The 21,858-nt window shown below is 37.3% G+C and carries 24 protein-coding genes; 16 read left to right on the top strand and 8 right to left on the bottom strand.

Annotated elements, in window-relative coordinates:
• Positions 1-7: 7 nt before the first annotated feature.
• The 3 genes from ACW0TQ_RS01890 (at position 8) to ACW0TQ_RS01880 (ending at position 2,860) form a co-directional block, all read left to right on the top strand.
• Positions 8-1,021 carry a TRAP transporter substrate-binding protein gene (locus ACW0TQ_RS01890; protein ID WP_455725280.1) on the top strand — a complete coding sequence of 338 codons (1,014 nt, stop codon included), beginning with the start codon at positions 8-10 and terminating at the stop codon, positions 1,019-1,021.
• A 69-nt stretch (positions 1,022-1,090) separates the two neighbouring features.
• Positions 1,091-1,579, top strand: coding sequence for a TRAP transporter small permease (locus ACW0TQ_RS01885; RefSeq protein ID WP_193064048.1), 489 nt, complete (start codon positions 1,091-1,093; stop codon positions 1,577-1,579).
• On the top strand, positions 1,580-2,860 hold the full coding sequence (locus tag ACW0TQ_RS01880; protein WP_455725279.1) for a TRAP transporter large permease: 1,281 nt from the start codon (positions 1,580-1,582) through the stop codon (positions 2,858-2,860).
• A gap of 6 nt (positions 2,861-2,866) precedes the next feature.
• Here ACW0TQ_RS01880 and ACW0TQ_RS01875 read toward each other — a convergent pair whose 3' ends face one another.
• From ACW0TQ_RS01875 to ACW0TQ_RS01845, 7 genes are all read right to left on the bottom strand, one after another.
• Positions 2,867-3,751 (bottom strand): AraC family transcriptional regulator, encoded by an 885-nt coding sequence (locus tag ACW0TQ_RS01875; RefSeq protein ID WP_193064046.1) that lies wholly within the window; start codon positions 3,749-3,751, stop codon positions 2,867-2,869.
• Between the two features lie 1,116 nt (positions 3,752-4,867).
• Positions 4,868-5,389, bottom strand: coding sequence for a VOC family protein (locus ACW0TQ_RS01870; RefSeq protein ID WP_042531873.1), 522 nt, complete (start codon positions 5,387-5,389; stop codon positions 4,868-4,870).
• Between the two features lie 150 nt (positions 5,390-5,539).
• The gene (locus ACW0TQ_RS01865; RefSeq protein WP_042531875.1) at positions 5,540-6,382 is read right to left on the bottom strand and encodes an aldo/keto reductase; all 843 of its coding nucleotides are present in this window, start codon (positions 6,380-6,382) and stop codon (positions 5,540-5,542) included.
• Between the two features lie 116 nt (positions 6,383-6,498).
• Positions 6,499-6,891 carry a DUF3592 domain-containing protein gene (locus ACW0TQ_RS01860; protein WP_042531877.1) on the bottom strand — a complete coding sequence of 131 codons (393 nt, stop codon included), beginning with the start codon at positions 6,889-6,891 and terminating at the stop codon, positions 6,499-6,501.
• A gap of 202 nt (positions 6,892-7,093) precedes the next feature.
• Positions 7,094-7,525, bottom strand: coding sequence for a VOC family protein (locus ACW0TQ_RS01855; protein WP_042531879.1), 432 nt, complete (start codon positions 7,523-7,525; stop codon positions 7,094-7,096).
• Positions 7,526-7,537: 12 nt separating this feature from the next.
• On the bottom strand, positions 7,538-7,885 hold the full coding sequence (locus tag ACW0TQ_RS01850) for a nuclear transport factor 2 family protein (protein ID WP_139089059.1): 348 nt from the start codon (positions 7,883-7,885) through the stop codon (positions 7,538-7,540).
• 84 nt (positions 7,886-7,969) lie between these two features.
• Positions 7,970-8,755 carry a helix-turn-helix transcriptional regulator gene (locus tag ACW0TQ_RS01845; RefSeq protein ID WP_455725278.1) on the bottom strand — a complete coding sequence of 262 codons (786 nt, stop codon included), beginning with the start codon at positions 8,753-8,755 and terminating at the stop codon, positions 7,970-7,972.
• A 177-nt stretch (positions 8,756-8,932) separates the two neighbouring features.
• On the opposite strand from ACW0TQ_RS01845, the gene ACW0TQ_RS01840 reads away from it, so the two are divergent.
• The 13 genes from ACW0TQ_RS01840 to ACW0TQ_RS01780 all read left to right on the top strand — a co-directional run bounded on the left by ACW0TQ_RS01840 (position 8,933) and on the right by ACW0TQ_RS01780 (position 21,097).
• On the top strand, positions 8,933-9,127 hold the full coding sequence (locus ACW0TQ_RS01840; protein ID WP_306432761.1) for an RAxF-45 family protein: 195 nt from the start codon (positions 8,933-8,935) through the stop codon (positions 9,125-9,127).
• 107 nt (positions 9,128-9,234) lie between these two features.
• Entirely contained in the window at positions 9,235-11,139 is a 1,905-nt protein-coding gene (gene abc-f / locus ACW0TQ_RS01835; protein ID WP_276540066.1) for a ribosomal protection-like ABC-F family protein, read from the top strand.
• Positions 11,140-11,351: 212 nt separating this feature from the next.
• Positions 11,352-12,542, top strand: a complete 1,191-nt coding sequence (locus tag ACW0TQ_RS01830; protein ID WP_139089061.1) for an AI-2E family transporter — start codon at positions 11,352-11,354, stop codon at positions 12,540-12,542.
• 535 nt (positions 12,543-13,077) lie between these two features.
• Positions 13,078-13,887 carry an MIP/aquaporin family protein gene (locus ACW0TQ_RS01825; RefSeq protein WP_212928654.1) on the top strand — a complete coding sequence of 270 codons (810 nt, stop codon included), beginning with the start codon at positions 13,078-13,080 and terminating at the stop codon, positions 13,885-13,887.
• 103 nt (positions 13,888-13,990) lie between these two features.
• Complete coding sequence (gene glpK / locus ACW0TQ_RS01820) at positions 13,991-15,493, top strand: glycerol kinase GlpK (protein WP_042531888.1); 1,503 nt, start codon at positions 13,991-13,993, stop codon at positions 15,491-15,493.
• 475 nt (positions 15,494-15,968) lie between these two features.
• Positions 15,969-16,265, top strand: a complete 297-nt coding sequence (locus tag ACW0TQ_RS01815) for a YfzA family protein (protein ID WP_042531891.1) — start codon at positions 15,969-15,971, stop codon at positions 16,263-16,265.
• Positions 16,266-16,423: 158 nt separating this feature from the next.
• Positions 16,424-16,795: a GntR family transcriptional regulator gene (locus ACW0TQ_RS01810; protein WP_042531893.1), complete on the top strand. Its 372-nt coding sequence runs from the start codon at positions 16,424-16,426 to the stop codon at positions 16,793-16,795.
• A gap of 5 nt (positions 16,796-16,800) precedes the next feature.
• The gene (locus tag ACW0TQ_RS01805; RefSeq protein WP_256705693.1) at positions 16,801-17,670 is read left to right on the top strand and encodes an ABC transporter ATP-binding protein; all 870 of its coding nucleotides are present in this window, start codon (positions 16,801-16,803) and stop codon (positions 17,668-17,670) included.
• Positions 17,663-18,274, top strand: a complete 612-nt coding sequence (locus ACW0TQ_RS01800) for an ABC-2 transporter permease (protein ID WP_256705694.1) — start codon at positions 17,663-17,665, stop codon at positions 18,272-18,274. The genes ACW0TQ_RS01805 and ACW0TQ_RS01800 overlap by 8 nt, the downstream gene beginning before the upstream one ends.
• 318 nt (positions 18,275-18,592) lie before the next feature.
• On the top strand, positions 18,593-18,883 hold the full coding sequence (locus ACW0TQ_RS01795; RefSeq protein WP_042531898.1) for a YfzA family protein: 291 nt from the start codon (positions 18,593-18,595) through the stop codon (positions 18,881-18,883).
• A gap of 83 nt (positions 18,884-18,966) precedes the next feature.
• Positions 18,967-19,836 carry an ABC transporter ATP-binding protein gene (locus ACW0TQ_RS01790; RefSeq protein ID WP_256705696.1) on the top strand — a complete coding sequence of 290 codons (870 nt, stop codon included), beginning with the start codon at positions 18,967-18,969 and terminating at the stop codon, positions 19,834-19,836.
• Positions 19,829-20,440, top strand: a complete 612-nt coding sequence (locus ACW0TQ_RS01785; protein WP_042531902.1) for an ABC-2 transporter permease — start codon at positions 19,829-19,831, stop codon at positions 20,438-20,440. Before ACW0TQ_RS01790 ends, ACW0TQ_RS01785 begins: the two co-directional genes overlap by 8 nt.
• Positions 20,441-20,485: 45 nt before the next feature.
• On the top strand, positions 20,486-21,097 hold the full coding sequence (locus ACW0TQ_RS01780) for an ABC-2 transporter permease (protein ID WP_256705697.1): 612 nt from the start codon (positions 20,486-20,488) through the stop codon (positions 21,095-21,097).
• 89 nt (positions 21,098-21,186) lie between these two features.
• Here ACW0TQ_RS01780 and ACW0TQ_RS01775 read toward each other — a convergent pair whose 3' ends face one another.
• Positions 21,187-21,849, bottom strand: a complete 663-nt coding sequence (locus tag ACW0TQ_RS01775; RefSeq protein ID WP_212928648.1) for a PepSY domain-containing protein — start codon at positions 21,847-21,849, stop codon at positions 21,187-21,189.
• Positions 21,850-21,858: the final 9 nt, after the last annotated feature.

Genomic DNA, 21,858 nt, shown 5'->3' with positions numbered 1-21,858 from the left:
GATATGTATGTTTAAAATAAAATCCATTCTTGTAGGTTTGTTCATTCTATTAATATCTATGGTTTTAATAGCTTGTTCGTCTGGAGACGCCGACGGAGAAGAATCGAGTGGAGATGAAATCACGTTGCGTTTGTCAGAGACACAAGTAAATGATTATCCAGATGCTGTTGCAATTTATGACTTTGCTGATCGAGTAGCTGAGTTGTCTAATGGAGCAATAACAATTGATGTCTATACAGGGGGGCAGCTAGGGGATGAAGTGACAACAATTGAACAAACACAAACTGGAATTATTGATATAGGTAGAGCTAATGCAGGACCAATTTCACAGTTTGCAGATGAATTTGGTATTTTCAGTTTCCCGTTCCTATTTGATAGTAGAGAACATTTATGGGATGCGCTGGATTTTTCTTTAAGAGACACGTTATTTAATAGTTTAGAAGAAGCAAATCTCGTTGGGCTCGCTTTTTACGATGCAGGAGCAAGAAACTTTTATACGACAGATCCTGTAGAAAACTTGGATGATCTAAAAGGAAAATCGATTCGAGTAATGCAAAATGATATATTAATTGAAGCATTTAATGAATTAGATGTTTCTCCAACACCGTTGGCTGCATCTGAAGTATATAGTGGGATACAGACAGGTGTTGTAGATGGTGGAGAAAATAATATTAACACTTATGTAGCAGATGGACATTATGAGATTGCAGAAAATTTCACGCTATCTGAACATTTACGTATACCTGGTGTTCTATTTATGAGCAAGGATTCATGGGATACATTATCTGAAGAACAGCAAGAGATTATTGCACAAGCAGCGTTGGAATCAGAAGAAGTTCAAATGGAAGAATTTGATGCATATACAGAAGAAGCAGAGGACATTGCAGTAGAAGCAGGTAATAATATTATCGAATTGTCTGAGAAAGATAGAGAACAATTTAGAGAGAATGTACAAGAATTGTATAATGCTTATGAAGAACAGTATGGTGATATGTTTACAGACATTGAAAGTGCGAGATAACTAACGATAGAAGGAGAAGAATTAAAAATTAACTTCTCCCTTTCTATCAAATTGAAAGAGGGACAACATATGTTTAGCATTTTAAATAAAATAAAAAAAGCTATTGAGTTTATTGTGTGTGTATTCTTAGTTTTGATGACGATTATTATTTTTTATCAAGTCGTTGTCCGTTTCGGATTTAATTATACCCCGCCATGGGTTCAACCTTTATCACTGATGTTAATGGTTTGGATTGGATTTATTGGAATAGCAATTGGAATAGTAGACAACTCACATATAAGAGTAAATTTAATCGTGGAAAAGTTCCCGGAAAAAATACAAAAAGTGATTGTATTTTTTCAAAGAATTCTTGCATTATTATTTGGGATTTTTATGCTTTTTGAAGGATATAAATTTTCCGGTGAAATGCAGAATTCGATGATTTCGGGACTAAATGTATCATCCGCTATGTTGTATGTATCGATGCCAGTTGCTGGAGTAATTGTCGTTGTATATATCATTATTGAATTGGTTTCTAAGAAAAACAAGAGACCTACCCCATTAAAGAAGGTGACATAAATGGTTTTATTGACGTTAATCGGGTTATTTCTAGTTTTATTAATATTTGGTGTTCCAGTAGCTTTGGCGATGGGAATAACTTCTATCGTCGTTACGTTGCAAATGGATATTTCTTTATCCATTTTAATCCAGCAAATGGTAGCCGGAGTAAATAGTTTCCCACTTCTAGCAATACCTTTTTTCATCTTGGCAGGAGAAATTATGAATGTTGGTGGAATTACAGACCGTCTTATTCGATTAGCAGATACAGTTGTCGGACGCTTTCGTGGCGGTCTGGGAATGGCCAATGTGGGTTCTAGTATGTTATTTGGTGGAGTATCAGGATCAGCCTTAGCGGATGCTTCTGCCAGTAGCTCCATTCTTGTGCCAATGATGAAAAAGAAAGGATACCATACAGATTATTCTGTTGCTGTCACAGTAGCATCTTCCACACAGGGTATTGTTATTCCACCAAGCCATAATATGATTATTTATGCACTTGCTGCAGGTGGTGGTATTTCGATATCATCTTTATTCTTGGCAGGTGTTATACCGGGAATCCTATTAGGTTTAGGATTAATTTTTGTGGCCTACATTATTGCAGTAAAAAGAAATTATCCAAAAGAAACTGCTTCTACATTTAAACAGTTTATCATGGCATTTATTCATGGGGTCCCAGCGATTATAACGGGTGTTATTATTATTGGCGGGATTGTGACAGGAATTTTTACAGTTACAGAATCAGCAGCCATTGCCGTTATTTATGCTTTTTTAATCAGTTTTGTATTTAATCGGGAAAACCGTATTTCTTTAATGATTCCCGTATTATTAAGAACATTTAAAACGCTTGCATTGGTTCTTTTTCTAATAGCAACGTCCAGCGGGTTTGCATGGTTATTAGCATTACTGCGTGTTCCGACAATGTTATCAGAATTTTTATTATCACTGACTAAGAGCCCGATAATGATTACATTAATTATATTATTAATCTTGATCCTGTTAGGAATGATATTGGATGTAGCACCAATTATATTAATTACAACACCAATTCTTTTGCCAATTGCTCATGATATAGGAATAGATTCCATTCACTATGGAATTATGATGATGATTTGTATGGCTATTGGTCTTGTATCGCCTCCCGTTGGTGGAGCACTTTTTGTTGGTAGTTCTGTTGCAAATATTCCTGTTGAAAAAGTGGTTAAAGCCTTAGTGCCGTTTTATATAGTCATGTTTGTGATATTACTTATAGTCGCTTTTATACCACAACTTACATTATTTATACCAAGTTTATTAAATTAATTTAGTTTATTTTTCATCAATGATATCTGGTTGCTGTGATAAAGACAAATAGAAACTATCGTCAAGTACAATGTCTTTACCAACTACCGTCCGGGTTTGGTTGCGGTAGTCAGAGGGAGATGTACCTTCAATAGAGTTGAATAGCCTTGAGAAATAGGGGATTGATAGACCAATTCTTTCAGCTATTTCACTAATTGGTAAACTGCTCAACTCCAAAAATTCTTTCGCTTTTTCAATACGTAAATGTTGTAAATATTTCATTGGCGTAACGTTAAACTTTTTCTTAAACAAATCAATAATATAATGAGGATGATATCCAAACTCTTTGGAAATATCGTCTAGGGAAATAGATTCGTGTAAATTCTGTAGTATATAATTTTGTATTGGAAAATCCGTATGGAATTCAATGCTTATCTGATTTGTTACTTCAGATGTTTGCTGTTGAGAATGATTCTTTTGTATAAGTGATACTAAAAAATCTTTAAAAAGCATATCTACTCGAAAGGAAGTTAGATTGCAATCATTATGTTCTTTAAAAAGGGATGTTTTAAAAAGTTCTTTAATTTTGGAATAATCATTTAAAAAATAGGGGAATGGAACCTTACTATTTGTAATAAAATTGTACAATTTAGAATCGGTGATGGAGAATTTAATATCAATGGTAGATGAAGGTTCTTGAAAATAAAAGCTATGTTCATCATCAGGAAACATTAAATATACATTTTGAGGGAGTAATTCATATTCTTGATTGTTTAAAATAATTTTGCCATTTCCATCAATAACGAATAATAGTTGAAAAATATCATTATGAGTATGCATAGCCACGCCTGTTTTTTTCTCATAATCAATTCTGGAAATCCATAATACATTTAACTGGTCATCTCTTAACATAGAAGTAATCCCCTTTATGAAGAATATTAAATTAAATTATAGTATTTAGGTCAGATTGTTACAACTATTATTCTCAATTAATGGATAGGATAGCTTTTTGAAATGTGATATATATCAAATAATATTTTGACATGAGTAGTCCCTTTTAAACTGTGCCTTCATGTGTTTTCAAAAGAAAAAAGGTCTTTTCTCTACTATTGAGGAAGACCTCTATTCTTGTTATGTCACCTTAAAACTCTTCATATACAGTCGGAGCTTGAGCTTTCAAACGCCTAGCTTAATTCAAAGTCATAGATAAAGATATTTTCCTTTTGGTGAATTGGTGACGGTGATTTAGGGATTGTCATTTCTCCAAGTAGATAGTGTAGCGGAGAATAGTTTGTGAGATTGCTATGTGATGTTTTTCGTCAATTTTTTGTAATGTTTTATACTGCTGGGGTCGTTTGCTCTGGATAAAGGACGCTAAGATTCTGTTATAACCCGATAATCCGTATTCCATTTCAATTGCTCTGCCTGATTGAATCGCGGATGTAATTCAATTTGGTTCAGTTCAGCAAAATCCCAGTTTCTTTTTCAAGCCATTCTAAATGCTCTAGTAAGAAATTGCATACACCAATGGAATGGTTATAACCTAATTTCTATTCTCCAATCAATGCTTGCCAGGCTTCCAGATAGTTACTCTGAATGGTATTTGACCAGTGAATCAAGTATATAAATTATAATAATCCAAATTAGCGTGGAATAAGGATTCTTGAATCGTAACAATGTTATCATCATAATGATGGTAACATCCAAGAGAGTGCGGAATGACAAGGACACAAACAAGAAGTGTTTTTAGACTGGCTTGGTGAAGTTCGATGCAATTTTGCAATACGTCCTTTAATGTTTTAAGGGAATATACATCAGTATTTCAGTGCAAACTCTTTTTTATAGAAATAGTAGGGCACTGTGAAAAAAGTGTATGAGTACCTGAGAGACCCACTGTATTAGCTGTGGGTCTCTCAGAAAGTAATCTTTAAAAGACTGGAGAAATAGTTCTAAATGCATCTTTATCAAAATGACTACATTTCATTCAAAACTCCAAATTAAAACTGGATATATAAATAAAATAGATTTTCACGGTGTAAATCTTTTTGCTTCACTATCTTCAGGATAATCCAATTGATTCGGATTATAGCTTATTAACTCAATCAGCATGCCCCATGGTGCACGGCCATAAACAAATTCTCCAGATCCGTTTTCTACATCCCCTAATAGCTCGCCAGGTTCTGTTAATAATTCGCCGCCTGCTTCCACAAAAGCGTCAGCTGACTGCTGGATATCATCAACATAGAATGCAACGTGCTGGACTCCAAAATCAGAGGCAATAACAGGTTCTCTTTGTTCGGTATCTTTAAAATGAAAAAGCTCTATGTTGGAACCATTGTCAAAAGAAAGAATCCGTATATGGATCACCTTCGCCCCATTTTTCAGACCTAACGTTTTTTCAACAGCTTCTCCCTGCTGCGGTTCGTCGCCTAATTTCTTATTATCGTAAGCAATTTTTGCATGGAAAGCTTTTTTGAAAAATGTTGTTGCTTCTTCAATATCTGGTACTGTAATTCCTATATGGTCAATACCGCGTGTCAAATTTGCCATGAGTTAGCCACTCCTTTATGAAATGAATAAATGGAAGTAAGAAATAAAAAGAGCTGCCGTACAATCGATTACCTCATTGCACAACAGCCTCCTTTCGTATAAGTGATTTCTTTATTTACAGGTGAAACTTGTCTTCTATTTTTTAATCTTTTAAAACTCTTCATAAACAGCCGGGTCTTGATCCTTCAAACGCCCATCTGTCTTGGTAAAATTGTTGATTATCGTCATCTCTTCATTACTTAATTCAAAGTCAAATATAGAAATATTTTCCTTCTGGCGGACTGGTGACGCTGATTTAGGGATTGCCACCGCTCCCAGCTGATAGTGCCAGCGGAGAATAATTTGTGAGATTGTTTTGTGATGCTTTTCAGCAATTTTTTGTAAGGTTTCATCCTGCAGGAGGTCGCTTGCTCTGGATAAAGGGCTCCAGGATTCTGTTACAATCTGATGGTCCGTATCCCATTTCAACTGCTCTGCCTGATTGAATCGCGGATGTAATTCAATTTGGTTCACAGTCGGCAAAATCCCTGTTTCTTTTTCAAGCCGCTCTAAATGTTCTGGTAAGAAGTTGCACACACCGATGGAACGGATATAACCAAATTTCTGTGCATCAATTAACGCTTGCCAGGCTTCCACATAGTTATCCTGAATGGGATTTGGCCAGTGAATCAAGTATAAATCATAATAATCCAGATTAGCGCGGAATAAGGATTCTTGAATCGTAACAATGGCATCATCATAATGATGATAACGTCCGGGAAGCTTTGATGTGATAACTAATTCTTCACGTGGTACGGAGCTACGACGTACGGCTTCTCCAACGGTAGCTTCATTTTCATAGTTGTACGCTGTATCGATCAAGCGGTAGCCATTTGTGATTGCCGTATTGATTGCTTGTGCGCCTTGCTGTCCTTTCAGCTTGTACGTACCAAAGCCGACAGCAGGAATTTGAACACCGTCATGTAATGTGATTTCTGGAATTTGATATGTCATCTGTATATACTCTCCCTTCGCTTATACTTAAAATCCTACCTGTCTGCTCCGGAAAATTCAAACAATTTGTCTTTACCGTTCAATCGTTTCCATCTATGTATTCGGCGGCGTTTGGTTTAAAGCATCCTGGCCAAATCGATGATAATAATCAAAGCTCCCAGCAAAAATAGAGAGAAGGCCATCCATTCTAAACGATGAAAACCTTTTAAAGCCACTCTTTTATCTGGTGCCTTCGGGTTAAAATAAGCCCAGCAATACATTCCCAAATACTTTCTGGGTATTACACCGTCTGTTGCAGTAAAAGTATCAATAGAGGTAACATAATACAGTTCGTCATTATATTCCAGTAAAACTCTATAATTGTAGGCGACGATGCTATAGCGGCCTTTCGCACCGCGGTTATATCCTACAATTTTTCCTTCTACTAATTCACCAGTTAAAACACTCTTTAATTTTAAGAAAATAACAAACAAAGCTGCAATGCAAAGCAATAAACCAATAAAAGCCAACGATTTCCCATCCTTTTTTCGTTTATTATAAATAGTATTTATCTGGTATTATTGCATTTTTCACCTGTTTTGAACAATATAAAATTTTATCCGGTAACCACTTTTTATCCGTTGTTTTTAAAATTTCTCCTTAAAGAAAAAACTCCTACCTGATAAAGGTAAGAGAAGGTGGAGATACATTTCATCTGCTTTAGAATCTAACTTACATGCATTCCTGCAGATTCGTTGATATTTGCCAGGTAATCCCGAATTTATCTTGCACCTGTCCATAAGCAGGGCTCCAATGTGTCTCTTGAAGCGGCATAAGCACCTTGCCTCCTTGCTGCAATTTCTCAAATGTATCTTTAGATTTGCCGGCGTCTTCTAATGTAACACAAACGTGGACCTGTGAACCCGTCTCAAGGGGCTGCCCTGGAAAAGTATCAGACAGCATAAAATACGTATTTCCTATTTGTATCTGGGCATGCAGGATACGGTTCTTTGCTTCAACCGGAAGAGCAAATTCCGGATTCTCAGGCAGGTCGCCAAATGTTTGTACCCCTAATACTTCAGCATCCAGTGCTTCTTTATAAAAATCGATTGCTTCTTTTCCGGTACCATCCATTGTTATATAAGCGTATACTCCTGCAGGCATCGTATTCTCCTCCTAGGTCTGTTTAATCATATAGGCAGTAAGGTTTTTTAATTTTTCATTCTCAAACGTATACCAGTCATTAAAATAATAAGTGACAGACCCATCTTCATCTGTAAACTGCATTTCACCCTCCACAACAGCTGTATTTCCTTCAATGAGTGTTCGGTAAACCTTATAGACATCTGCCTTATAACCGCGCATCGGCTCCATTTTTTCAATAAAAGCTGCTTTTCCTTCACTAATACCTTGACCAACTTCATTCATGATAATATCGTCTGCGGCTGCTTCAAAAATAAAATCAACTTCTCCGTTGGCGAAAGCAGTGTTAAACTTTTCCATTAATTGCCTAGTAACGGTCAATTTTCTTCACTCCTTTTCTCTTTTTTTTAGTATAGCAGCAGTTGTTTACACTGATTTCTTCTCGATTGCTCCATTTAAAATAATTTAATGTGAAATCGGTGACTGCTGCAGGAAATGTTTCATGAGTAATGGTAACGAAATAAGGATGGGCGGGTCTGTAATTTCCGGTTTTCTCATAATCAGGCGGGTTTCGGGCAGTGAACGTTTTCCATCAATACTGATGGGATAGGGATGGCGTGCACGTAATGTTTCTTGCGGGATAAGAATCTTTTTGGAATCCATTTCCCATGAAATAGCCGTTGCCATCAGAAAATAGGTGCCAACAGGAATATTCGTTAAATGAAAAGAATGAGAATGTATTAATAAGGTGCCGCGGACTGGCAGTCCTTCTGGAATCGGCTTTGGAAATAGCCCCGCCAGAATAATACCGTTGAATGGTTCATCTGTCTGAATCGATCCAGATAATTGGCGGGTAGAAGCAGTATGCATGGATGGAGGCTCCCATTTATTTTGCTTTAAATCAGTCATATATGCTTCCGGGTGCTGAAGAGAAGCACGAAAGGAGGCAGGTGTCATTCCAATACTTTTGGTAAAGCGTGTTGTAAAGGTACCGAGGCTTTGCTGGCCGATTTCAAGACCGATATCCCGGATAGGAAAAGCGGTGTCTAATAATAATGTCTTGGCAAGCTGCAAGCGTAAACTGGAAATAAAGTACATCGGTGATACGCCGATCTGCCGTTTAAACATACGGGAAAAATGAAATGGACTGTAAGCTGCTTCATCAGCAAGAACGTTGAGTGAGAGGTCCTGATCTAAATTCTGCTGAATAAATACAATGGAATCCTGAATGGTCTTATTTGGTGTCAGCATTTTTAAAAGCCTCCTTCTATTCTGAGTATAGCTGAAAATAAGAGAATATCTATACTAATATTAGAATTTTAAATTATTTTAAATGGTTAATCTAAATTTAATAAATTTCACAATGGATCCTGAACTGTGAAACAATACACTGGGAAAAGTTTGCATGGAGCACAAAAATTCTATATAATGAATATAATTTATGAGAGAAATGGAGGTGTAGAGATGTTTTTAGGGCTTGAGAAATCGTGCGGAGACTGGATGGAATTCTTATATTACTGCCGTGCGAAATTTGCGCTATTTGCTGCCTGCGGGATACGTCTGTCCTTTTTTAGCAATTTAATAGCAAATACGAAAGCAAAAAAGCATCTCTGCATCGGATAAAGTACGGTTATGTGAAATAAAGTGACGTCTGAAAGCACACAGAGAGGTACGCTCTTTGTGTGCTTTTTGCTGTCTTTATCTTCGGCAGAGAAGGTAAAGGGGAATAAATAATGATTTGTCAAATGAATCAGGTTAAGAAAATGTACGGAGGAAATATCATATTTGAAGATTTAACATTGGAAGTAAAAGAAAAGGAGCGAATCGGAATTGTCGGCAGGAATGGAGGCGGCAAGACGACACTGTTACGGTTAATGGCAGGAATTACAAAGCAGGACGAAGGAAATATTCATTGGAAAAAAGCGACGACCATCGGTTATTTAGAACAGATACCTCATCCGGGGGAAGGCATCAGTGTATTTGAAGTGCTAAAACAGTCTAATGAGGAAATAGTAGCTTTGGAAAAACAAATGAAGCATCTGGAGCAGGCGATGCAGAGCCCGGAATCAGAACAGGATATGACTGCAGCTATTAAGGCATATGGTGAAGCGCAGGAACGATTCACTGTGCTTGGCGGATATGAATTAGAAGCAAATATTGATCGGATTACGACGGGCTTGCACATTCATGATTTATTACAAATGCCTTTTGACCAAATCAGCGGCGGTGAAAAAACAAAGGTTGGCTTAGCGAAGATTCTTCTTCAGAATCCAGATTTACTATTACTGGATGAACCGACAAACCATTTAGACCTGCAGGCAGTGGAATGGCTTGGTGAATTTTTAAATAACTATAAGGGAACTGTGGTTGTCATCTCCCATGACCGCTATTTTCTCGATGAAGTCGTGGAGCGGATTTTAGATTTAGAGGATGGAGAGCTGGCTGTGTATCATACGAATTTCTCCGGTTATGTGAAGGAAAAGGAAGAGCGCCTGCTCCGGGAGTTTCAGGCCTATGAAGAACAACAGAAGAAAATTAAGAAAATGAAGGAAGCTATTAAGCGTTTGAAGGAGTGGGCGAACCGGGCCAATCCGCCCAATGAAGGACTGCATAAGCGGGCAAAAAATATGGAACGCGCGCTGGAGCGAATGGAAAAAATAGATAAGCCGGGGCTAAACCGAAAAAAGATGCAAATGGAATTAGACAGCTCGGGTCGAAGCGGTAAAGATGTAGTTGTGATGACCGATGTGCGGAAGCAATTTGGAGAAAAACTGCTTTTTAATTATGTATCTATGCATATTCGTTATCAGGATCGTGTTGCCATTATTGGGGAAAATGGGACAGGAAAATCAACGCTGATTCAGCTGATGCTCGGTAATGTATCTCCAGATAGTGGAGAAGTCATGATTGGCAGCAATGTGAAATTTGGTTACCTGTCACAGCATGTATTTCATGATATTGACCCGAATCAGACGGTGCTTGAAACCTTTCGTGAAGCAATTTCCGTTACGGAGGGAAAGGCAAGACATATTCTGGCAAAGTTTCTTTTTTACGGAGAGCATGTTTTTCGTAAAGTTACACAATTGAGCGGCGGTGAAAAAATGCGTCTGCGCTTAGCACAGCTGATGCATCAGGACATCAATACGCTTATACTGGATGAACCGACGAACCATTTAGATATTGATTCCAGAGAAGTATTAGAGGAGACGTTGGAAGGGTTTGGAGGAAGTCTGATTGCTGTCAGCCATGACCGCTACTTTTTAGATAAACAATTTGATTATCTGTATTGGATAGAAAACAAACAAATATCAACGTATCTGGGGAATTATTCTTGGGCAAAGAAAAAGCGGAAAGAACAATTATCGGAAAAGCAAGAAACGGTCTTTTCCTCTGACAAAAAAACAGATAAAAAAATGAAAAAATCGTATAGAACCATAGAAGACCCGTCAATAATGATAGAGAAGCTGGAACAGCATATTGAAGCGTTAGAAGCGGAAATTTATGCGATAGAGCTGCGTATGGCAGGAATAGCTGATGCAGAAGAACTGCAAAGGTTACAAGAGCAGAAGGAAAATAAAGATAGTGAAAGACAACACGCCTATGAAAAGCTGGTAGTTTTAGAGAATGGGGATTAAGGCATGATGGCATTCATCAACCAATTCGGTGAATGCCTTTGATAAGATGAGGATGGGACTGGGATTACTCGCCCATCAAAAAACTTTTGCGTTTTATTCGCCTCCATGAAAAACGTTTACTAAAATTTTAACGTATCTAAATATGCAAAAAATGGTGAGCTGGGTAGAGATTCCTGTCAGTTTTTGCGATATAATAGGAGTAACTTAGAAATATGGGGAAAAGAGAAGGTGCTGCATTGAAATCCGTTAACGATAAAATAGATTTATTTAAACGTTTTTTCTTAAATAACCGCTTCGTTGTGTTTTTAGTCATTTTATTGTTGATTGGCTTAAACATACTTATTTTCACGCATATTTCCTTTGTATTCACACCATTTGTTGTACTTTTAAAAACCGTATTGCTGCCGATTATTTTATCAGCAATTTTATATTATTTATTAAATCCAATCGTTAATTATTTAGAAAAGAAAAATGTGAAGCGGATTTATTCTATCTTTATGCTGTATCTGGTTATTACTGGAATTTTAACGATTTTAATCATTTCTGTCTTTCCTTTTTTAAGAGAGCAGATTACAAGTTTCATAACAAGCCTGCCGCCGTTTATTTCAGATATTGAAAAAATGGTAAATAATTTTATTGGCGGGAATTTCATTAATCAATTTCAATTAGTAGAATATATTGATCTGCAAGGATTTGCTACACAGTTATCTGACCGTTCACTTGATTTAGTGAACAGCGCCTTTTCCAATATTGGCAGTGTAATCGGTGCCGTCACAGAGATTGTTTTAGCAATTGTCACGCTGCCATTCATCTTATTTTATCTATTGAAGGACGGGGAAAAGCTGCCACACTATTTTCTTGAATTTTTACCAGTCTCCATGAGAAAACCGACCTACGTGATTTTGAAAGAAATGAATCATCAAATCAGCAGTTTTATTCGCGGACAAATTATTGTTGCTTTCTGTATAGGTGTACTGATGTATATCGGATTTACCATCATTGGATTGGAATACGCGCCGGTGTTGGCGTTAATTGCTGCTTTTACAAATGTTGTTCCTTACCTCGGACCAGCAATTGCGATTACTCCAGCATTGATTGTTGCAGTTGTGACTTCTCCATTTATGGTAATCAAGCTGATTATTGTATGGACCATTGTACAGCTTATTGAAGGGAAATTTATTTCCCCGCAGATTATGGGAAGAAATCTCCGTGTGCATCCGATTACGATTATCTTTATTATTCTGACGGCTGGGAATTTATTTGGTGTCGTTGGTATTCTGTTAGCTGTCCCCGGCTACGCACTTCTTAAAGTATTTGTGACGCATGCCTTTGAGTTCTTTAAAATCCGCAGTCATTTATATGAAGCCGATTTGGAGTCAGACAATCGGGATGAAAAAGAGTAGCTGAAGGCAGTAATTTGCGTCAATTAAGAAATCTACAGGTATTGATGAATATAGAAATAAAAGTAAAAAACGTTCTTGCCTTTCTTCAAGGAAAGCAGGAGCGTTTTTAATTTATTGAATTAGGGTAAAATGAAAAGGAATACAAGTCTGTTGCTTAAAGGTTTCATAAAATGTGAATGGTTATTAAATTATAGGGAATCCTTATGAAATAAGATATTATACAGAAATGTATGATAGGAAGACGGAAAAGACCAATCAAAAGCGATTTACTTGGGACAAATGACGATAGCGTTTAATTAACATAATGATGATGCCTGCCAAATATAAAAATTGAAATTATTGACAGCGTTTTAATTTTGTTATAAGGTATTGGATGACAAGTTAAGGATTGTGTCGGAGATAAAGTTCACACAGTAAATCGTTTTTTCGTGAGAGAAGGGACGGTTGTATCTGTGTGGACTTTTTTATTTGTCATTTTTACTTCATACTTGTTGAAAATCAATAGAACATTCTATTTAACAAGGGGGATATAAACATGTCTGAATTTGCAGCTGAGTTGCTTGGGACAATGATTCTAATCATTTTAGGGGCAGGAGTTGTCGCTGGCACAGAATTAAAAAAATCGAAAGCTGCAGGCGCCGGCTGGGTATTGGTTACAATAGGCTGGGGTTTAGGTGTGACGATGGGAGTCTATGCGGCAGGGAATATCTCCGATGCCCATTTAAATCCTGCGGTAACATTAGGATTTGCTGCAATTGGCGAATTTCCTTGGGCAAAGGTGCCGGCATATATATCTGGTCAAATACTCGGAGCTATTATCGGCGCAATGATTGTTTACTTTCAGTATCTTCCACATTGGAGAGAAACGGAAGATAAAGGGGCGAAGCTGGGAGTATTTGCGACAGGTCCAGCTGTGAGAAGCTATCCATCCAATTTAGTAAGTGAGATAATCGGGACATTTGTTTTGGTTATGGGCTTATTATTTATTGGTGCAAACGAATTCACAGAAGGATTAAATCCGGCAGTTGTTGGTTTACTAATTGTTGCGATTGGGATGTCTCTGGGAGGACCGACCGGTTATGCAATCAACCCGGCCAGAGATTTGGGTCCAAGAATTGCACATGCTATTTTACCGATTACAGGCAAAGGCGGATCGGATTGGAGTTATTCACCGATACCTGTGATTGGTCCGATTATCGGTGGTGTATACGGTGCCATTTTCTATCATGCTTTTTTTGATGGAAATATGGGTGCAAGCTTTTGGATCATGTCTGCTGTAGTAGCCATTATTCTGGCAACAGCTTTTGTAACTGAACAGCATCGAGATAAGCATGCTGTCTCATAAATAAGAATAGAAGATAGCATTTTAGGGTATGCAATAAATGGAATCACTACGCCTGAACTTTTGGAACAGGTGAATTTTAAATGAATAAACGGAGGAAACAGGGATGGCAGAGAAATATATTCTTTCAATTGATCAAGGAACAACGAGTTCGCGTGCGATCTTATTTGATAATAAAGGGGCAATTATCGATACCGCACAAAAAGAATTTGAACAGTACTTTGAAAAACCAGGCTGGGTAGAGCATGATGCCAATGAGATTTGGACATCTGTATTAGGCTGTATCGCAGAAGTCTTAAATAAAACAGGTGTTGAAGCGAATCAAATAGAGGGGATTGGAATTACCAATCAGCGTGAGACCGCAATCGTGTGGGACAAAAACACGAAACGTCCAATTTATAAAGCGATTGTCTGGCAATCCCGTCAGACAGAGCCTATATGTAAGGAGTTAAGAGAACAAGGCTATGAGGACACATTCCGGGAGAAGACAGGACTCCTGATTGATCCGTATTTTTCAGGAACCAAGGTTAAATGGATTCTGGATAATGTAGAAGGTGCAAGAGAAAAAGCGGAGGCAGGAGACTTGTTATTTGGAACAGTTGATTCGTGGCTTATTTATAAGTTTTCAGGCGGACAAACTCATGTGACAGACTATTCTAATGCTGCCAGAACACTGATGTTTAATATCCATGATTTAGAATGGGACGAAGAACTGCTAGACATTTTAGATGTACCGAAATCGATGCTTCCAGAAGTACGTCCATCTTCTGAGGAATATACAAAAACCGTATCCTATCATTTCTTTGGTGAGGAAGTTCCGATTGCCGGCATTGCCGGTGATCAGCAGGCTGCTTTATTTGGGCAGGCTTGTTTTGAACAGGGAATGGCAAAAAATACGTATGGGACCGGCGGCTTCTTGCTAATGAATACAGGAGAAAAACCAGTTGAATCAAAAAATGGATTATTAACAACCATTGCCTGGGGCGTTGATGGAAAAGTAACCTATGCGTTAGAAGGAAGTATTTTTGTAGCTGGCTCTGCTATTCAATGGCTGCGGGACGGTTTAAGAATGATTGAATCAAGTCCGGAAAGTGAAGATTTTGCAACACGGGTCAAAACAACAGATGGTGTTTATGTCGTACCTGCTTTTGTTGGTTTAGGAACGCCATATTGGGATAGTGAAGCTCGCGGATCCGTATTTGGCTTGACAAGAGGAACAAAAAAAGAGCACTTTATCCGCGCGACATTAGAGTCACTGGCTTATCAGACCAGAGATGTGATGGAAGCGATGGCGACAGATTCAGATATTGAATTAAAAACCCTGCGCGTAGACGGAGGAGCTGTGAAAAATGATTTCTTAATGCAGTTCCAAAGCGATATTTTGGACGTCACTGTAGAACGCCCTGAAATTCAGGAGACAACCGCGCTTGGCTCCGCTTATCTGGCTGGGTTAGCTGTCGGCTTCTGGGAAAGCCAGGAGGAAATCGCGAAGCAATGGAAAGTAGAGAAAACATTCGAGGATAAAATGGATAATAATGAAAGTGAAAAATTATATAAAGGATGGCAAAAAGCTGTCGAGGCGACAAGAGTGTTTAAGCTGGAAGAATAGTTGCTGATGCAGGCAAAAGTAAGCGTAAGTGCTAATCGGCTCAGCAGAATATACTGCTGAGCTGCGGCCTTGCGAGATTATACGGATATAACCGTAATCACATTAACTTCCCCACAAAAGTTCAATCAATAAGAACATGAAACCTTTATTTCATCGTCTAAATCAGAAGGATGGAATCACCGTATTCCCACTATTGTATAATTCGTAACAAACGCCGGAATGACTAACTCTCCTGTAAAAATCCCCGAAAATTTAAGTATTTAACACGAGATATAATCATTAATTTGAGACCACGAGATTTCAGGAATCGTTTTGCTTGTAATGGTGTTTCATTTTTTTACAGCTTGAAAAAAAGAAATGTGAGGGCCAGGAGAATTCCTGGTCTTTTTCTATGGTTGAAAAAAGTATAAAAAGATGGTTTAATACGTGTATATTGTTTATATCGTATATATACACTGATAGAGGAAGTGTTCTAATGAAAAAAACGTCAAAACATAAAGCACTGGGCGACTGGTTAAATACTGTAGGTGTTTTGATTGGAATACAAATCTTGCTTGTTATTTTTGATGGGGCAGGATGGAGCCCGAATTTGCGTGATGATAATTCGCTTTTGATGCGAATTCGGGACAGTATCATGGAGTCAGCATGGTTTACCGATATTTTCAACTTTTACACATCTGATATCTATAATTTTATTACCCTTCTTAGTATAGTTATCATAGTGATGCAGACGGTTTTTCTGCTTTTTTCAAGTGTGTTGAAAAGAGACTGATTCATCATCATTTTTACTTATCCTGCAGCGAATAAAATTACTCTCTCCCAAATTTTCTAAATGAAACGACGTTCTTGGAGCTTAGCATTACGAGATTATCCAATACTTTTTGTATTGTGTATAATGAAGATATACAATCAGAAAAATGAGGTATAGACATGCAAATTATCATATCAAACAGCTCTAAAGAGCCGATTTATGAGCAGATATTAAAGCAAATTCAAACAGCAATTCTTTCAGGTGAACTGGCAGAAGGCGATGCATTGCCCTCCATCAGACAGCTGGCTAAGGATTTAAAAATAAGTGTTATTACAACAAAGCGGGCTTATGAAGAGTTGGAGAAGTCAGGGTTCATCTATTCCATTGTCGGAAAAGGTTCGTTTGTAGCGGAGCAAAATTTAGATGTTATCCGGGAGAAGAAATTAAGAGTGATTGAAGAGCAGCTGAGTGCGGTTATTTCGAATAGTAAGGAAATCGGATTGCCTTATGAAGAACTGCAGGAATTATTAAAGCTGTTGTATGAGGAGTGATGGGGATGGAAAATGTGATAGAGCTCCATGATGTTTCTAAATCGTTGAAAGCATTTACGATAGATCATATGGATTTACAAATAAAGCAAGGATATGTAACTGGATTTATTGGGGCAAATGGCGCCGGCAAATCAACGACAATGAAGCTCATTATGAATCTGCTGCAGCCGGATAATGGGGAAGTGAGCGTATTTGGACTGGATTATGCCAGCCATGAAAAAGAAATAAAAGATCGCATCGGTTTTGTTTACGACAGCAATATCTTTTATGAATCCTTGAACCTGAAGGATATCAGCAGGATTGTGGCACCTGCATACAAGCATTGGAACCAAAAGCAATTTAAAGCGTACGTGAACCAGTTTGAACTTCCTTTAAATAAGCCAATGAAGAAATTCTCCAAAGGAATGCAGATGAAAGCTTCCATTGCAATGGCTCTTTCGCATGATGCGGAGTTGATTGTTATGGACGAGCCGACAGCAGGACTGGATCCGACATCTCGCAGGGAGCTATTAGATATTTTTCAGGAAGTAATGATAGACGGGAAAAGAACGATTCTCTTCTCGACACATATCACCAGCGATCTGGACCGGATTGCTGATTATATAGTTTTGATTGATGAAGGAGAAATTCTTTTTGATAAACCAGTTTATGAGCTGCAAGAACAATATGCGGTAGTGAAGGGAAGCACCGAATTGCTAGACGCAGATACGGAAGCTTATTTTATAAAAATAGAACGTTCTCCAAACGGTTTTCAGGCGTTGACAAAGGACGTAGCAACTGTAAAAGAAGTGTTTGGCAAGCATGTTGTGATTGAAGAAGCATCCTTAGAAGAAATCATGTTCTATATGAAAGGAGCAGACCACCCGTATGACTAATTTAATTAGAAGAGATTTGATTATACAGAAATCTCAGCTATATTTATTTATTCCATGTATTCTTTTCTTTATTTTTGCAGGAACCCATTTACCTGCCTTTTTCATTTTTGTATTTGCGGGATTTTTCATTCCGATAAATGCCTACTCATATGATGAAAAGGTAGAAACCAACATTTTGTTGAATTCATTACCGTATACACGCACGCAAATTATTGCTTCTAGGTATATTGGTGCGATTTTTTATATGGCAGTATCTATCGGCATAGCAATTGTCCTTTTTTCATTGTTTAATCGTGCTTTTACATGGGCGGATATTGGAATTGGGATAGGGATTACACTTACTTTGTTTGCAATTGCGTTTCCGTTGTTCTATCTATTGAAGCCGGGACATATTGGAACGGCGATTGTGATAGGATTTGTTTTGGTGGTTGTTTTAAGCCAGGTGACAATGACATTTTTAGAAGAGCATCTGACTTCCATTGTTCAATTTCTCTCCAGTGCGTCCACCCCTGCGCTTTATATAAGCAGTGCGGGTATCATTATCATGTTATATGCAGCTTCTTGGCTATTTAGCCAAATGATTTATCAGCGGAAAGCTTTTTAAAAATTATAGTAAATCTTGAAGAGATACGGATTAGAGATCTTAAGCATAAAGCTGAGGTCTTTTTTTTTGCACTTTAGAAAAGTATAAAATTTTAGCGAAGAAGAATTTCGACATAGTAAAAATTTTTAGGTACCAAGTATAAGCGTAACTAAGGCAATCTTACGCCTTTTAGGCTTGGCTTGCCAAGTTTTCTTTATGGAAAAATCATTTTAACAGTTGAAAAGATAATAAAAAGATGGTTTAATATTGTATATAGTGTAAATATAGTATATACACAATATTAGTTATCATATAAGAATTATCTAAAGGGGAATTCGAATGACGGAGAAGGCTGAAAAAACAAAGGGAACAGGGAAACAAACGTTAATAACTATAGGAGGTTCTCTCCTTGCCCAAATTATTTTTATGCTTTTGGATGGAACTGGCTGGGAGCCGAAGGTTCGTGATACAGATTTCATCAACCGAATCTTAAACGCGAAGTTATTTACGGAGTATTTCCATTTTTATGATTATCCATTTTTTAATTTCGCCACTTTTCTGTGTTTGATTTCGGTAATTTTATGTGTGTTTGCGGATATCTGGAGTTTTATTTTTAAGAAAAGTAAATAAAGAAATGATCCTGAAAGCAGAAGTTCATGGATAGGAATGAATCGGATTAAGTTATTACGAATTTTAATGAAGGGGTGAAAAATATGAAAAATGTAGTAGAATTCAAAGGGGTAACCAAACACTTTAAAGATTTTTCTTTAGAAGATGTTCATTTGCAAATCAGACAAGGTTGTGTAACTGGTTTTATCGGAGCCAACGGAGCTGGGAAGTCAACAACGATGAAGCTGATGATGAATTTGTTAAAGGCTGATGCAGGAGACATCAATGTATTTGGACTGGATTATGCCAGCAACGAAAAAGAAATCAAGGAGCGGATGGGCTTTGTCTATGACAGCAATGTGTTTTACGAAAGTTTAAATTTAAAAGATATCCGGCGGATTGTTGCACCAGCTTATAAAAATTGGAATGATAAGCAGTTTTTCGATTATATCAAGAAGTTTGAATTGCCTTTAAATAAAGGAATGAAAACCTTCTCCAAAGGGATGCAGATGAAAGCTTCGTTGGCAATGGCATTATCGCATGATGCCGAATTTATTATGATGGATGAGCCGACTGCAGGGTTAGATCCCGTTTTCCGGAGAGAGCTTTTGGATATCTTGCAGGAGATCATGGAAGATGGAAGAAGAACATTATTCTTTTCTACGCATATCACGAGTGATTTAGAGCGGATTGCCGATTATATTACGTTTATTCAAAAGGGAAAAATTCTGTTTAATGATTCCATAGAAGATGTACAGAATCGTTATGCTTTAGTTAAAGGAAGTATGGATGTCATCAATCGGGATGTAGAAAAAATGTTTATCAAGATAGAGCGTTCCTCCTATGGATTCACAGCTTTAACAAATGATGTAGCTGGAGTGAAGGCGGTACTTGGAGATCGTGTTGCTATGGAACCTGCTACTGTAGAAGATATTATGTTCTATGCAAAAGGAGCGGAGAAGCAAAATGTTTAACCTGATAAAAAAAGATGTTTTTATACAGAAAACGCAAATAGGCTTTCTTGTTCCCCTTATTATGATCTTTGCTATTTTCATTAAGGATATACACCCATCGTTTATTTTCCTGATGGCGGCTGTTTTTATTCCTTTGAATGCATATATCTTTGATCATCAATCTAAAACAAATATTCTTCTTAACTCTTTGCCATACACAAGAAAAGAAATCGTTGCTGCCAGATATATTGGGGCAATTGTATATATGATTCTATCCATTATTCTGGCAGGAGTTATTCTATATGTACTTCAGTTTGACTATACCATGAGAGATATGGCAATTGCTGCTGGGTTATTCTGTCTCATTGCGGCCTTTGCTTTTCCATTATTTTATTTCTTAAAGGCAGAGTATATTTTTATAGCGGCTTTTATTGGATTTATTGCTTCAACCATTATGTTACCGCCAGTTTTTCGGTTTTTAGCAGAACACCTTACAACCATTACGGATTTTATAACAAGTTTATCAACCTCTACACTTTATCTTAGCGGTGCAGCTATTGCCATTAGTTTATATCTGATATCCTGGGTAGTCAGCCAATTTATTTATCAGCGAAAAGTATTCTGATACCTTGTACATTATCAATAAACTTGAAAGAATGGAGTCATGAATATGCTTAATTTGATAAAAAAGGATTTAATTATACAAAAATGGGAGCTGCTTGTATCTGTTGCTATAGTTGTTTTTTATGCCATCTTTGCCAGACAGCTCAGTCCATTTTTTATTTTTTTGGTGGCGAGTATTTTTTTGCCGCTCAATGCTTATATAAATGAAGAAAAGACAAAAATAAATATATTATGGAACTCGCTTCCATACACAAGAAAAGAGATTGTTACTGCAAAATATCTTGGAGCAGTGCTATTTATGATTTTATCAATCGGAGCAGCTGGTATCATTCTATATATCTTTAATTATAACTATACAATAAGGGATATGGCGATTGGTGCGGGGTTATTCTTCATTTTTGCTGCTTTCACTTTTCCGTTATTTTATATACTGAGGCCTGGTTATATAGGAACCGCAATTATGATTGGATTTCTCGTATTTTCATTTGCCTTATCCTTTATTGTACCCTTTGTGACCGAAAATTTCACAGTAATCATTCAATTTCTAGCAGGCTTTTCAACATTAACACTTTATCTTAGCGGTGCAATTATCGCCATCAGTTTATATATCTTGTCATGGACAGTCAGCCAATTTATTTACCAGCGAAAAGTATTTTAACGAATGTATTTAAGATGATGTTTGTAGGGTTCAGGATGGACGTGAAAAAGCAGGCTCAAGCCCAAGGCTTAGCCTGCTTTCTAAAACCATTAATCATCTACTTCTACGTGCAGCTGTTCTCCTGACTCTGCGTCAATATAAACATCTACTTCTTGGGACCCCATATCTTCAAAATTGATTTCATATACCGGGCTGCCGTTTTCAAATTCTAAGGACCAGCCTCTTGCGGTTATGCCTTCTGTTTCGGAAGCTTCGGAAGCTATAGATAGTGCTTCTTCAGCAGTGATATAATCGCCGAGTACTAATTCGTTATACTGTTCATCTGATTCTATTTGTTCCCTTTCTTCTGCTATAACATCACCACTTTGATCGATTTCAGCAGAGTATTCCATCGAATCATCATAACCATCTATATCATAAACAAGCTCTCCATTTTCTTCATCCAACTGAATAGAAGAAAGACTTGAACCAGGGAAATGTTCAAGAAAGGCGTCCATAGCATCTTCCGCGCTTAACGACACACTTGTTAAGTCTAAATCATCCTTATTCTCTGTTGTGTCAGTGTTGTCATTCGTATCTGTGTTTTCGTTTTCCCCTTCTGAATTTGTATCCTCATTATTATCTTCTGCGGTCTCATTTGAGTTTGAATCATTTGCTGCATTATCTTCTGTGTTGCTGTCATCACTTGTCCCGCAGGCTGCTAAAGTAATGGAAAGAAGCAGTGTCAGGCATAGAAGTAACATTTTTTTCATGAATATTCA

It is taken from the genome of Oceanobacillus sp. M60 (assembly GCF_053839645.1).
This window is presented reverse-complemented; position numbering and strand designations above follow the sequence as displayed.

What these genes read in the sequence shown, in the direction of transcription:
- ACW0TQ_RS01890 (WP_455725280.1), top strand. Translation starts at nt 8, where the DNA reads ATGTTTAAAATAAAATCCATTCTTGTAGGTTTGTTCATTCTATTAATA.
- ACW0TQ_RS01885 (WP_193064048.1), top strand. Translation starts at nt 1,091, where the DNA reads ATGTTTAGCATTTTAAATAAAATAAAAAAAGCTATTGAGTTTATTGTG.
- ACW0TQ_RS01880 (WP_455725279.1), top strand. Translation starts at nt 1,580, where the DNA reads ATGGTTTTATTGACGTTAATCGGGTTATTTCTAGTTTTATTAATATTT.
- ACW0TQ_RS01875 (WP_193064046.1), bottom strand. Translation starts at nt 3,751, where the DNA reads ATGTTAAGAGATGACCAGTTAAATGTATTATGGATTTCCAGAATTGAT.
- ACW0TQ_RS01870 (WP_042531873.1), bottom strand. Translation starts at nt 5,389, where the DNA reads ATGGCAAATTTGACACGCGGTATTGACCATATAGGAATTACAGTACCA.
- ACW0TQ_RS01865 (WP_042531875.1), bottom strand. Translation starts at nt 6,382, where the DNA reads ATGACATATCAAATTCCAGAAATCACATTACATGACGGTGTTCAAATT.
- ACW0TQ_RS01855 (WP_042531879.1), bottom strand. Translation starts at nt 7,525, where the DNA reads ATGCCTGCAGGAGTATACGCTTATATAACAATGGATGGTACCGGAAAA.
- ACW0TQ_RS01845 (WP_455725278.1), bottom strand. Translation starts at nt 8,755, where the DNA reads ATGCTGACACCAAATAAGACCATTCAGGATTCCATTGTATTTATTCAG.
- ACW0TQ_RS01840 (WP_306432761.1), top strand. Translation starts at nt 8,933, where the DNA reads ATGAATATAATTTATGAGAGAAATGGAGGTGTAGAGATGTTTTTAGGG.
- ACW0TQ_RS01830 (WP_139089061.1), top strand. Translation starts at nt 11,352, where the DNA reads ATGGGGAAAAGAGAAGGTGCTGCATTGAAATCCGTTAACGATAAAATA.
- ACW0TQ_RS01825 (WP_212928654.1), top strand. Translation starts at nt 13,078, where the DNA reads ATGTCTGAATTTGCAGCTGAGTTGCTTGGGACAATGATTCTAATCATT.
- glpK (WP_042531888.1), top strand. Translation starts at nt 13,991, where the DNA reads ATGGCAGAGAAATATATTCTTTCAATTGATCAAGGAACAACGAGTTCG.
- ACW0TQ_RS01815 (WP_042531891.1), top strand. Translation starts at nt 15,969, where the DNA reads ATGAAAAAAACGTCAAAACATAAAGCACTGGGCGACTGGTTAAATACT.
- ACW0TQ_RS01810 (WP_042531893.1), top strand. Translation starts at nt 16,424, where the DNA reads ATGCAAATTATCATATCAAACAGCTCTAAAGAGCCGATTTATGAGCAG.
- ACW0TQ_RS01805 (WP_256705693.1), top strand. Translation starts at nt 16,801, where the DNA reads ATGGAAAATGTGATAGAGCTCCATGATGTTTCTAAATCGTTGAAAGCA.
- ACW0TQ_RS01800 (WP_256705694.1), top strand. Translation starts at nt 17,663, where the DNA reads ATGACTAATTTAATTAGAAGAGATTTGATTATACAGAAATCTCAGCTA.
- ACW0TQ_RS01795 (WP_042531898.1), top strand. Translation starts at nt 18,593, where the DNA reads ATGACGGAGAAGGCTGAAAAAACAAAGGGAACAGGGAAACAAACGTTA.
- ACW0TQ_RS01790 (WP_256705696.1), top strand. Translation starts at nt 18,967, where the DNA reads ATGAAAAATGTAGTAGAATTCAAAGGGGTAACCAAACACTTTAAAGAT.
- ACW0TQ_RS01785 (WP_042531902.1), top strand. Translation starts at nt 19,829, where the DNA reads ATGTTTAACCTGATAAAAAAAGATGTTTTTATACAGAAAACGCAAATA.
- ACW0TQ_RS01780 (WP_256705697.1), top strand. Translation starts at nt 20,486, where the DNA reads ATGCTTAATTTGATAAAAAAGGATTTAATTATACAAAAATGGGAGCTG.
- ACW0TQ_RS01775 (WP_212928648.1), bottom strand. Translation starts at nt 21,849, where the DNA reads ATGAAAAAAATGTTACTTCTATGCCTGACACTGCTTCTTTCCATTACT.